Origin of the sequence: Lentzea sp. NPDC051208, from assembly GCF_040682435.1 — a bacterium.
Classification (GTDB): domain Bacteria; phylum Actinomycetota; class Actinomycetes; order Mycobacteriales; family Pseudonocardiaceae; genus Lentzea; species Lentzea kristufekii.
In genome coordinates, this window is record NZ_JBFBAW010000003.1 from 199904 (window position 1) to 211842 (window position 11939).

Here is an 11939-nt window from a genome sequence, read left to right on the forward strand (position 1 = left end):
TCTAGAAACCGCCCGTCAGCCACTCGCTGTAGAACACGCCGAGCCCGAACATGCAGCAGATGCCCGCCATCAACCAGAACCGGATGATGACAGTGGTTTCTGCCCAGCCCGCGAGCTCGAAGTGGTGGTGGAAGGGGGCCATGCGGAACAGGCGCCGTCGTGAGGTGCGGAAGACCGCGACCTGCAACGCCACCGACAGGGCCTCGACCACGAACAGACCACCGATGACGATCATCAGCAGCTCGGTGCGGGTCGCGATCGCGAGACCGGCGACGAGGCCGCCGAGCGCGAGCGAGCCGGTGTCACCCATGAAGATCTTGGCCGGAGCCGCGTTCCACCAGAGGAAGCCGATGCAGCCCGCCATCGCGGCCGCGGCGATCACCGCCAGGTCCAGCGGGTCGCGCACGTCGTAGCAGCCCGCGACGGCGTAGCTGGAGCAGTTGTAGCGGAACTGCCAGAACGAGATCACCACGTAGGTGCCGAACACCATCGCCGACGAGCCGCCGGCCAGGCCGTCGAGGCCGTCGGTGAGGTTCACGGCGTTCGACCACGCGGCGACCATGCCGTAGCAGAAGACGATGAACCCGACGACGCCGAACGAGACCACGGTGATGTCGCGGACGAACGACAGGTTGACCGACGCGGGCGTCAGGCCGTCCTTGTTCGGGAACTGCAGCACCAGGATCGCGAACGTGATCGTCGCGATGAACTGGCCGACCAGCTTCGCCGTCTTGTTCAGGCCCAGGTTGCGGGCCTTGCGGATCTTGATGAAGTCGTCGAGGAAGCCGACGACGCCGAGCGACGTCGTCAGCATCAGCACGAGCAGGCCGGACGCCGACGGGGTCTGCCCCGACGCCGATGCCGACATCGAGTTCACGAGGTGCGTGCCGAGGTAACCGGCCCACATCGCGACCAGGATGGCGAGGCCACCCATGGTCGGCGTACCGCGCTTGGTCTTGTGGTGCTGCGGACCGTCCTCGCGAATCTCCTGGCCGAAGCCCTGGCGAGAGAAGATCTTGATCAGGTAGGGCGTCAGCAGGATCGACACTGCCAGTGCGATCGCTGCGGCGATCAGGATGCTCTTCACTTGGTTCCTGCCTCCAGCAGGGCCTCGGCAATGCGCCACAGGCGATAGGCGTTGGATGCCTTGACCAGCACTACGTCACCGGGCCGGACTTCCCCCTGCAGCAACTCGATCGCCGCGTCCGCGTCCGGCACCCTGACGGATTCGTCTCCCCAAGATCCTTCCAGGTGCGCGCCCTGGTGCATCGCGCGGGCCGCCTCACCCACGACGACCAGCTTGCTGATGTCGAGGCGCACCACCAGGCGGCCGATCTCGTCGTGCTCGCGCACCGCGTCGTCGCCCAGTTCCGCCATCGGGCCGAGGACGGCCCAGCTGCGGCGCGCGGGCGTGGTGGCGCGCGAGATCGACGCGAGTGCCTTCAGTGCCGCCCGCACCGAGTCGGGGTTCGCGTTGTAGGCGTCGTCGATGACGGTCACGCCGTCCGCGCGGTCGGTGATGACCATGCGGTGTGCGGAGACCCGTTCCGCCGCACCGAGTCGCTGCGCGACCTCGGCGGGCGTGGCGCCCAGTTCGAGGGCGATCGCGGCGGCGACCAGTGCGTTGCCCACCTGGTGCGTGCCGTTGAGCGCGAGCTTGACGTGTGCGTCGCCCTGCGCGGTCTTCAGCGTGAAGCTCGCACGGGCCTGCTCGTCCAGCTCGATGTTCTCGGCGCGGACGTCGGCCTTCGGGTTCTCGCCGACCAGGACGACCTTGGCCTTCGTGCGGCTCGCCATGCCCGCGACCAGCGGGTCGTCGGCGTTGAGGATCGCGACGCCGTCTTCCGGCAGCGACTCGACGAGCTCGCCCTTGCCCTGTGCGATGCCCTCGCGCGAACCGAACTCGCTGAGGTGCGCGGTGCCGACGTTCAGCACGGCACCGAAGCGCGGCGGCGCGATCTCGCAGAGGTGCGCGATGTGGCCGACGCCGCGTGCGGACAGTTCCAGCACCAGGAACTTCGTGTCCTCGGTGGCCCGGAGCGCGGTCCACGGGTGGCCCAGCTCGTTGTTGAACGAGCCGGGTGGCGCGATGGTCTCGCCGGCCGGTGCCAGCACCTGGGCGATCAGGTCCTTGGTGGACGTCTTGCCCGCCGAGCCGGTGATGCCGATGATCGTCAGGTCCTTCAGGCGGTCCGTGACGTGGCGGGCGAGCTTGGCCAGCGCCGCGAGCACCGCCGCGCCCTCGCCGCCGCGGTCTCCCGCGAGCACGTAGGCGTTGGCGTGCTTGGTCTCCACGGGCGGCGCGACGACCGACGGGGCGTCGACCTCGCGGCCCGCCAGCACACCGGCCGCGCCCGACGCCACGGCCTGCGCGGCGAAGTCGTGGCCGTCCACGCGTTCGCCGGGCAGTGCCAGGAAGAGACCCCCCTCGGTGACCTTGCGGGTGTCGAACTCGATGGTGCCGGTGACCACCGGACTGCCATCGGTCGCGTGCAGGCGTCCGCCGACGATCTCAGCGATCTCGGCGAGCGTGAGTGCGATCAACGGTGCGCCTCTCTGATCGCGGCGGTCAGCGTCTCGACGTCCGAGAACGGATGGATCACGCCGGCGATCTCTTGTCCCGTCTCGTGTCCCTTGCCCGCCACGACGACGACGTCACCCGGACGGGCCAGCTCCACGGCCTTGAAGATCGCGAGCTTCCGGTCGCCGATCTCGAGCACCTCGCCCCGGTTCGCGGTGGCGAGGGCCCCTTCGAGCATGGCGGCCCGAATGGAGGACGCGTCTTCGGTCCTGGGGTTGTCATCGGTGATGATCAACACCTCGGCCCGTTCGGCGGCGGCCTCGCCCATCAGCGGGCGCTTGGCCCGGTCGCGGTCACCACCGCAGCCGAGCACGACGATCACCCGGCCGTCGGTCTTGGCGCGCACGGCGTCGAGCGCGAGCGCGACGGCGGCGGGCTTGTGCGAGTAGTCCACGACGGCCGTGAAGGCCTGGCCCTCGTCTACGCGCTGCATGCGGCCGGGCACCTGCACGGTCCTCAGGCCCTCGGCGATCGCCTCCGGGCCGATGCCCTCCAGGTGCAGGCAGGCGATGGCCAGCAGGGCGTTCGCGATGTTGAAGCTGCCCGCGAGCGGGAGGTGGATGCGGATGTCGCCGTCGGGGCCGTGCGCGGTGAACGTCTGCTCACCGGTCGGGCTCACCTCGACGTCGCTCGCGGTCCAGGTGGCGGGCCTGGTCGTGGCGACGGTGGTGGTGCCGGGCTTGACCAGCCGCTCGCCCCAGTCGCCGTCGACGCAGACGACCTCCTTGCGCGCGCGGCCGTCGAACAGCTGCGCCTTGACCTGGAAGTACTCCTCCATGTCGGCGTGGAAGTCGAGGTGGTCCTGGCTCAGGTTCGTGAACGCGCCGATCTCGAACTCGGTGGCGGCGACGCGGCCCATGTGCAGCGCGTGGCTCGACACCTCCATCGCCACGTCGGTGACACCGCGCTCGGCCATGACCGCGAACAACGCCTGCAGGTCCGGCGCCTCGGGCGTGGTGTGCGAGCTGCCGAGCTGCTCGGTGCCGATGCGGGTGCCGACCGTGCCGATCAGGCCGGTGTTCTTCCCGGCGGCGCGCAGCACCGACTCGATCATGTACGTGGTGGTGGTCTTGCCGGACGTGCCGGTGACCCCCCACAGCTTGATCTTCGTCGACGGCCGTCCGTAGACGTGCGCGGCGAGCAGGCCCACGACCTCACGGGGGCGCGGGTGGATCAGCACGGGCACGTCTTTGAGGGAGTCGCGCGCGGCTCCGGCCTCGTCCGTCAGCACGGCGACGGCACCGTTCGCGATCGCCGTCTCGGCGAAGTCGGCACCGTGGACGCGGGCACCCGGCAGCGCGGCGTACAGGTCTCCGGGGACCACGTGCTGTGCACGCAGAGTCACCCCCGTCACCTGGACGTCGGCATGTGCTGGCCTGGTCAGGTGCACGTCGGCGACCGCGGCGAGAGCAGCCACGGAAGCAGGGCGAATGGCGTTGGGGCGGGGCGGGGCGGTCGCGACCTTGCCCTCGAGCTTGGCAGGCACGGGCAAGAGGCTACCGGCGTACACAGAGTGGCCGAGCGGCGCGTTGGCGTTCGGGTGATGATCGGAGGATCTGGGCCGTTCGGGTGGCCCGCCGCGCTGGTCTTGGCGGGCGAGCCCGTCCGGCGGAACAAGTTCCTGCCCGCTTCGTGACTTAGTGCCCTGTGAGCACTGGTGCGGCTGCGGTGAGGTAGGGAGCGGCAGGAGGCGGCGATGAGAACCAGCTCGGCGGTGGAAGCCAGGAGATTCTCGTTCTGGGCACCGGATTTCAGTCGTTCCGTGACGGTGGGAGTGGACACTTCCGAAACCGCTTATCACGCGTTCGAGTGGGCCGCGCGACACGCGTGGTCGCTCAGGACGGATCTGCAGGTGTTCCTCGCGGACCCCGGCGACACGACGGTCCAGCGAGTCCTGGAACGGCTCCCCATGCTCACCGCCCACTTCCGCCCGAGCGGAGACGACCCGGTGGCCGCACTGGTGAGGGCGTCGGACTCCAGCGCGACCTTGGTCTTGGGGTGCAAAGGCGAACAGCACCGCAGCCTGGGGCTGGGCTCCCTCGTCCTCCCGGTGTTGCGCCGCGCGCGGTGCGGAGTCGTGGTGGTGCGCGGCCGTCCCAAGGCGATCCGCGGCGAACACGGCTGGATCACCGCTGCCGTCGGCGGGTGCGAGGACCCGGTCGTGCTGCGGCGCGCGGTCGAGCTCTGTCGCACCCGCCGAGCACGGTTGCGTCTGCTGCACATCCACCCGCCGGCTCAGCACGGCGCGACCGTGCCTCGTGACGAGGCAGCGGTCCGCCGGGCGGTGCTGTTCTTGCGCACCACCGCTCCCGAGCTGACGCCCGAGGTGCTGGTGGAGTCACGGCATCCGCACGAGGCCTTGGCGGAGCTGGACTCCGACCTGGTGGTCGTGGGACGCGGCGGGCAGAACGACGGCGTCGGGCTGATCACCCGGGCCGCGCTCTACCACTCGTCCTGTCCCGTGCTGGTGGCCCGGCCGGAACCGTTGCAGAACGACCGCGCGGCGCTTTAACAAGCCTTGCGCAGCACGGTTCCCGTCGTGCCGGGCAGGGCCACGAAGGTGACCGGGGCGCCCGTCTCGTCGATCTGGGTCTCGTCGAGCCTGACCGTGACGGGCGCGCTACCGGTCCTGTTCGCGTTGACGATCACGGTGCCGCACTCGAAGTCGCGCTGGTGCACGTTCTTCGCGACCTCGCGGTGGGCGCCGAGCGGGGTGCCGAGGTCCCAGTCGTACTCCGCGCGCCACTGCGAGGGGTTGTCGTAGCGGTCGGTCTGCTCGATCTCCGAGATCGCCGCGTGCTCGCCCTTGGCCAGCAGGTAGCTCGCGAAGGCGTAGCGGAACGGCTGCTCGGCGCCGCTGTGGTGCGGCTGGACCCAGGTGATCTTGCCCTTGGCCTCGTTGGCGGTGATCTCGGCGATCTGCCGGCTCCAGCCCTGCGGGTACTCGGACAGCAGGTCCTTGTCGCCGAAGGTCAGCCACCACTCGTCGAAGCCGCCGTCGAGGTGCTCGACGTAGGAGTCCCAGGCGCCGTCGCGCAGGCGGGCGTTGGACATGTTCGCGACGGTCTTGAGCCCCGCGTCCACGAACTTCTGCCTGGTGCCGGCGAGCATCGAGACGTAGGCCTCGCGCATCGACTCGTCGGTCGGGTAGGCGACCGGGCAGACGCCTTCGTGGTAGGTGTCGCAGGCGAACAGCGCGTTGTCCATGAAGACGCCGTCGAAGACCTGGGCCGAGGACGCGATCACGTTGTCCGCCCAGGCGTTCTGGTACGCGGTGTTGCCGACGTCCATCTGCCAGTGGCCCTCGTAGCCGCCGTACTCGAGGCGGTGGCCGGCGGAGTCGCGCAGGAACCACGACGGGTCGGCCGCGCAGTACCCGACGCCGGTCGGCAGATCGGAATCGTCGACACCGTTCGAGCACGCATAGCTGCGCGTCGACGAGAGGTCCTTGTAGACGAAGGTCTGGATCTTCGGATTGGCCCTCTTGAACTTCGCGGCAAGATCGCTTTCCCAGGCGTTGAGCACCACGTGCGAACGGCGCTGCGCCTCGGTCTCGATCATTTGATCATTGATGGGGGTGCTGTTCATGTGAAGCCAGAACGACTCGGTCGTCGATTCGTCCTCACCTGCTTGACCTGCGGGAACCATGGTCACCGCCAGGACGCCCGCCAAGATCGAAATACTGAATGAACGCACGCCGAACCCCATCTCGCCTTGCCACTCCGGTTTCGGAGTATTAGACGTGATGGATTGCGTCTCATTGCGAAAAGTTTTTCACTGTCAAAAAGAATTGTTCTGTCGTCACGCCTGGGCGTGGTTCAGATCACTTGCACGACGGGCGCGTCCGAATAAGAATGCGCGCCCGCCGCGACGAGCTACATCTGCAGCTGGACGAACGGTGTCTGCTCGGCCGACATCGGCACCTGGAACCGCTGGGTGAGATAGGTCGCGATGTCGTGGAACAGCGGCGCGGCCGACCCGCTGAACGGGGTGCCCGTCGGCGCGTCGAGCATGATGCCGACGACGTAGCGCGGGTTGTCGGCGGGGAGGATGCCCGCGAACGTGATCCAGTACTGGGACTGGGAGTAGCACTTGCAGTTCTGGTCGATCTGCTGCGCCGTGCCGGTCTTGCCGGCGATCTGGTAGCCGGGCAGAGCGGCCTGCTTGCCGGTGCCGTTCTGGTTCGCGTCGCGCGGGTCGGACTGCGTGACCGAGCGGAACATGTCGCGGACGGTCTTCGCGGTCTCCGGCGACACCACGCGCACGCCTTCGGGACGCTGCTTCTCCGACCGCGCGCCCTCCTCACCGATCTCGGCGCGGATCAGCCGCGGCGGGATGCGCACACCGTCGTTGGCGATGGCCTGGTACATGCCGGTCATCTGCAGCAGCGTCATGGAGAGGCCCTGGCCGATCGGCAGGTTGCCGAACGTCGAGCCGGACCACTGGCCCAGCGGCGGGACCTGACCCGCCTCCTCGGCGGGGACGCCGGAGTTGGTGCGGCGGCCGAGACCGAACTTCTGGAGCATCTCGGCGTAGCGCTCCTTGCCGACCTCCTGGGCGGCGATCAGCGTGCCGACGTTGGAGGACTTCGCGAAGACGCCGGTGAACGACATCGGCACGGTCCCGTGGTTCCACGCGTCCTTGATCGTCCGGTCGGCGACCTTGATCGACCCCGGCACAGACAGGACGTCGTCCGGTTTGAACAGGCCGTACTCGACGGCCGAGGCGGCCGTGACGATCTTGTTCACGGAGCCGGGCTCGAAGCTGTAGGCGACCGCGGTGTTGCGCTTCTGGTCCTCGGAGGCCTGGCCGAAGTCCGTCGGGTCGTACGTCTTGTCGTTGGCCATCGCGACGATCTCGCCGGTGCGGCTGTCCAGCACGACGGCGGAGCCGTTCTTGGCGCCGGACTTCTTGGTGTAGTCGCTGACCATCTGCTGGACCGCGTACTGCGTGTCGATGTCGATCGTCAGCTCGAGGCTCTTGCCGGGCTGCGGCTTCACGAGCTCGCGCTCGGTGTTCGGGATGACGAGGGTGTCGTCGCCCGACATCGTGTCGACCACGCGGCGGCCCATCCGGCCCGCGAGCACGTTGTCCTGGGCGTTCTCCAGGCCGAGGATGCCCTGGACGGTCGGGGGCTTCTCCTCCTGGCGCCAGTTCGCCGCGCCGATGATGTTCGACGCCAGGTCGCCGTTGGGGTAGATGCGCTTGGAGCGGTACTCCGAACCGATCTCCGCCGGGTACTTGGCGACGATCTTCGCGGCCTTGGCCGGTTCGGCCTCGCTGACCAGGACCTCGTAGGAGATGTCCTTCACCAGCTGCTGGTAGACGGTCTCCTCGTCGGTCTTCTCCCCGTTGACCTGGGGTCCCAGCGTCGACGAGATGAACTTCGCCATCTCGCGCGCACGGTCCTCATATGTGCCTGGGTACTTCTTCTCGTCCTTCTTGTGGGCGTCGTCCCAGTTCTTCCGCGCGCGCTGCGGAAGAATGTAGAGCGCGCGCACCTCGATCGAGAACGCGAGCTGGTTGCCGTTGCGGTCGAGGATCGAACCGCGCTCGGCGGGGATGTCGATGGGCGTAGTGCGCTGCTTCTGCGCCTGCAGCGAGAGCTCCTGCGCCTGCAGTCCCTGCACCTGCACGAGCTTGACGCCCGCGATCACCAGGGCGCCGATCAGCAGGACGCGGCCGACTCCGATCCGCAGCCTGCTGTTGCCGCCCAGACGCGCGGCCGGGCGGGAGCCGCGGACCGACAGCGGGCGTCGCGACCCCCTCTGCTGCGGACCGGGCATCAGCCACCCGCCGGAGGAGTGGTGCCGGCGGGAGGCTGACCGGACGCGGGCGGCTCGGACGACGGAGGAGGCGGTGACGTCGACTTGGTCGGTGCGCTCGGCTTGCCGAACTCCTCGATCGAGCCGTCCGGGTTCTGCCGCAGCCGTGCCGGGTTCGACGGCTGGACCAGGCCCATCTCGGTGGCGCGGCGCGCGAGGTCGGTCGGCGACTCGAGCAGCGCCACCTCACGGCGCAGCTGCTCCATCTGCAACGTCAGCTTCTCGGCCTCCGCCCGCGCCTCCTGCAGCCGGTAGGTGTCGGCGGCGGCCTGGGTGGAGAAGTACATGATCGCGGCGACGCCCGCGCCCAGCACGAGCATCACGAGCACGACGAACGGCGCCTTGGAGGCGGCCTTCTGCTGCGGGTTGGCGGTGCCGCCCCGCAGGTTCGAGGCGCGCTGGGCCCGCCGCGCGTAGGCACGCTCGGCACCGGCGGTCCGCCGCCGGGCCTTGTCCTTCTGCGCTGCCTTGTCCTTCGAGGGATCGCGGGGCGACGGCCCGCCGACCCGTGCGGGTGCGGTCATCTCGGTGCTCCGATCCGCTCCGCCGCGCGCAGGCGCACCGGCGCCGCACGCGGGTTTTCCTCGATCTCCTGCTCGTTCGCTACTTCCGCGCCCCTCGTGAGCAACTTGATCTCAGGCCCGTGGCCCGGCAGCTCGACCGGCAGGCCCGGCGGCGTCTTGGACTTCGCCAGCTCCGCGAGCGCCTGCTTCACCATCCGGTCCTCCAGGGACTGGTACGACTCCACGACGATCCGCCCGCCGACGGCCAGCACGCCCAGGGCGGCCGGCAGCGCGAGACGCAACGACTCCAGCTCTCCGTTGACCTCGATCCGCAACGCCTGGAACGTGCGCTTCGCCGGATGTCCGCCGGTGCGCCGCGAAGCCGCGGGCACGACGGCGTAGAGCAGCTCGACGAGACGGCCGCTGTTGGTGAACGGCTCCTTCTCGCGCTCCCGCAGCACCGCGGAGGCGATCTTGCCCGCGAACCGCTCCTCGCCGTAGGTGGAGAGGACCCGCGCGAGGTCGCCGTGCGAGTACGTGTTCAGCACGTCCGCCGCCGTCATGCCGGTGCCCTTGGACATCCGCATGTCGAGCGGCGCGTCCTTCGAGTACGCGAACCCGCGCTCCGCCTCGTCGAGCTGCAACGAGGACACGCCGAGGTCCATCAGCACACCGTCCACGTGCGAGTAGCCGAGGTCTTCCACGGCTTCGTCGATGTGGTCGTAGGTGACGTTGACGAGATGAACGCGGTCGCCGTGGCGCGCGAGCCGCTTGCCGGCCATCTCGATGGCCTGCGGGTCGCGGTCGAGCCCGATGAGCGTGAGCTCGGGGTGGGCGCTCAACAGCGCGTCGGAATGGCCGCCCATGCCGAGCGTCGTGTCGACGACGACGGCGGGCTTGCCGGAGAGCGCTGGAGCGAAGAGTTCCAGGACGCGGTCCAGCAGCACCGGAACGTGCCGCGGCTGATCCATCGTCCCTCTACTCCCCTGATGCGCGTTTCGGGTGACGTCAGGTCCCCGCCCGCCCGTCGAACCTGGCGCCGGGGAAGGTGCGCCAGGGCCGATAGTCGAGCGGACCGAGGCCTCACGGCACCCGAATCGCGTGTGGAACATCCGGCCTGTTGCTCGGCTGACCGCCATCAGAAGACGCCCGGAATGACCTCCTCGCGAGCGGTGGCGTAGCCGTCCTCGTGCTCGTCGAGATAGGTCTGCCAGGCCGCCGCGTCCCAGATCTCCATCCTGGTGAACGCGCCGACGACCACGCACTCCTTGGTCAGCCCGGCATACCGGCGCAGTTCCGGTGCGATCAGGACGCGGCCCTGACCGTCCGGACGCTGCTCGTCCGTTCCTGCGAACAGATAACGCTGATAGGCGCGTACGGCGTCGTTGGTGAACGGCGCCTCGGCGACCTTCTTCGCCATCTGCTCGAACTCCGCCCGGGGAAACACGTACAGGCAGTGGTCCTGGCCCTTGGTGACCATGAGACCTCCCGCCAGTTCGTCCCGGAACTTCGCAGGCAGTGTCAGCCGGCCTTTGTCGTCGAGGCGCGGGTAGTGAGTGCCCAGGAACACGGCAACCACCTCCCTTGCCGGACGACGCGACCGGCAGTGGAGCCCCCGTCTGCCCCACCGGCCGCCACAGTACCCCACTTTTCACCACAGTCAACGTTGAAACAGGTGTCCGCGCAGCATGTCGTGATCTGTTTGCCCAGGTAGACGCCGTGTGACAGCGTGGGGGGACGGTGGGGGAGCTGGTGCGTCACCACCTTCGCGGGTGAGAGTTCAGGCCCGAATAAGCACTCGAACGGCCTAGAAAATTCGGCGAAAACAGCGCGTGGCGGCGAGATGGTGGGGGAAGGTGGAAACTGGTGGAGCGAACCCGATGTAGCCCGCAGGTGTAGGGCACTTAGCCGTGGTTTGACACACTGCGTGAAACGCTCACACGTCCGTGTTCCGGACACGGCTGCTGGAGGTTTAGTGACGCCGGGAAGCCCAAGCGCGAACAGTCACGCGCCGGTCGATCAGGTTCTGGGTGAGTTGCACGGCGCCGTCCAGCGGATCGCCGCGAACGTCGAGCGCGTGCTCGTCGGCAAACCCGACGTGGTCCGCCTTGCCCTCGTGACGCTGCTCGCCGAAGGGCACCTGCTGGTCGAGGACGTGCCGGGTGTCGGCAAGACCTCGCTGGCGAAAGCGCTTGCCCGCTCGATCGACTGCACCGTGAGCCGCGTGCAGTTCACGCCGGACCTGTTGCCCAGCGACATCACCGGCTCGTCGATCTACAACCGGCAGGAGAACGACTTCGAGTTCCGGCCAGGACCGATCTTCGCGAACATCGTCGTCGGCGACGAGATCAACCGCGCCTCCCCCAAGACGCAGTCCGCGCTGCTGGAGTGCATGGAGGAGCACCAGGTCACGGTCGACGGGAACACGTACCCGCTGGGTTCGCCGTTCATGGTGATCGCGACGCAGAACCCGATCGAGATGGAGGGCACCTACGCCCTTCCGGAGGCACAGCGCGACAGGTTCACCGCGCGCGTGTCGATCGGGTACCCGGACCCGCAGGCCGAGCTGGCGATGGTCGACGAGCACGCGGGCCACAACCCGCTCGACGACCTGCGGCCCGTCTCGGACGCCGCGCAGATCCTGCGACTGGTCGAGGCCGTGCGCCGGGTGCACCTGTCGCCCGAGGTCCGCAGGTACGCCGTCGAGCTGGTCTCGGCGACGCGCCGCCTGCCGGAGCTGCGGCTCGGTGCCTCGCCGCGTTCCACGCTGCACCTCGTCCGCGCCGCACGCGCGCAGGCCGCGCTGGCCGGCCGTGACTTCGTGGTGCCGGACGACATCCACGCGGTGGCGATCCCGGTGCTGGCGCACCGGCTGGTGATGACCGCCGAGGCGCAGGCCGCTCGCCGGTCCCCCGCCGAGCTGATCAGGGCGCTGCTGCAGCGGGTGCCGGTGCCGACGGCGGCACTCGACCCGAGCGCGGCGTTCGTCCGCAGCATGAACAACAACAACGCAGGGACGCCACGCTAACG

General features: G+C 68.9%; 10 protein-coding genes. 2 read left to right on the forward strand and 8 right to left on the reverse strand.

The window, feature by feature from the left end; all coding sequences use genetic code 11:
- Position 1 precedes the first annotated feature (1 nt).
- The 3 genes from mraY to AB0M48_RS08315 are packed head-to-tail and all read right to left on the reverse strand — an operon-like array spanning position 2 to position 4067.
- Positions 2–1087 carry a phospho-N-acetylmuramoyl-pentapeptide-transferase gene (gene mraY / locus AB0M48_RS08305; RefSeq protein WP_266043350.1) on the reverse strand — a complete coding sequence of 362 codons (1086 nt, stop codon included), beginning with the start codon at positions 1085–1087 and terminating at the stop codon, positions 2–4.
- The gene (murF, locus tag AB0M48_RS08310) at positions 1084–2544 is read right to left on the reverse strand and encodes a UDP-N-acetylmuramoyl-tripeptide--D-alanyl-D-alanine ligase (RefSeq protein WP_363837182.1); all 1461 of its coding nucleotides are present in this window, start codon (positions 2542–2544) and stop codon (positions 1084–1086) included. Before murF ends, mraY begins: the two co-directional genes overlap by 4 nt.
- Entirely contained in the window at positions 2541–4067 is a 1527-nt protein-coding gene (locus AB0M48_RS08315) for a UDP-N-acetylmuramoyl-L-alanyl-D-glutamate--2,6-diaminopimelate ligase (RefSeq protein WP_363837184.1), read from the reverse strand. Before AB0M48_RS08315 ends, murF begins: the two co-directional genes overlap by 4 nt.
- Before the next feature lie 276 nt (positions 4068–4343).
- On the opposite strand from AB0M48_RS08315, the gene AB0M48_RS08320 reads away from it, so the two are divergent.
- Entirely contained in the window at positions 4344–5093 is a 750-nt protein-coding gene (locus AB0M48_RS08320) for a universal stress protein (protein ID WP_363837188.1), read from the forward strand.
- Here AB0M48_RS08320 and AB0M48_RS08325 read toward each other — a convergent pair.
- From AB0M48_RS08325 to mraZ, 5 genes are all read right to left on the reverse strand, one after another.
- Positions 5090–6142 (reverse strand): putative glycoside hydrolase, encoded by a 1053-nt coding sequence (locus tag AB0M48_RS08325; protein WP_363837191.1) that lies wholly within the window; start codon positions 6140–6142, stop codon positions 5090–5092. The two genes, AB0M48_RS08320 and AB0M48_RS08325, sit on opposite strands and share 4 nt — an antisense overlap.
- Before the next feature lie 314 nt (positions 6143–6456).
- Positions 6457–8367 carry a penicillin-binding protein 2 gene (locus AB0M48_RS08330; protein ID WP_363837195.1) on the reverse strand — a complete coding sequence of 637 codons (1911 nt, stop codon included), beginning with the start codon at positions 8365–8367 and terminating at the stop codon, positions 6457–6459.
- On the reverse strand, positions 8367–8930 hold the full coding sequence (locus tag AB0M48_RS08335; protein WP_363837198.1) for a hypothetical protein: 564 nt from the start codon (positions 8928–8930) through the stop codon (positions 8367–8369). Before AB0M48_RS08335 ends, AB0M48_RS08330 begins: the two co-directional genes overlap by 1 nt.
- Positions 8927–9880, reverse strand: a complete 954-nt coding sequence (gene rsmH, locus AB0M48_RS08340; RefSeq protein ID WP_363837201.1) for a 16S rRNA (cytosine(1402)-N(4))-methyltransferase RsmH — start codon at positions 9878–9880, stop codon at positions 8927–8929. Before rsmH ends, AB0M48_RS08335 begins: the two co-directional genes overlap by 4 nt.
- Positions 9881–10047: 167 nt before the next feature.
- On the reverse strand, positions 10048–10479 hold the full coding sequence (gene mraZ, locus AB0M48_RS08345; protein ID WP_030479478.1) for a division/cell wall cluster transcriptional repressor MraZ: 432 nt from the start codon (positions 10477–10479) through the stop codon (positions 10048–10050).
- A 456-nt stretch (positions 10480–10935) separates the two neighbouring features.
- Here mraZ and AB0M48_RS08350 point away from each other — a divergent pair, with 456 nt between their 5' ends.
- Entirely contained in the window at positions 10936–11937 is a 1002-nt protein-coding gene (locus tag AB0M48_RS08350) for a MoxR family ATPase (protein ID WP_319982546.1), read from the forward strand.
- Positions 11938–11939: the final 2 nt, after the last annotated feature.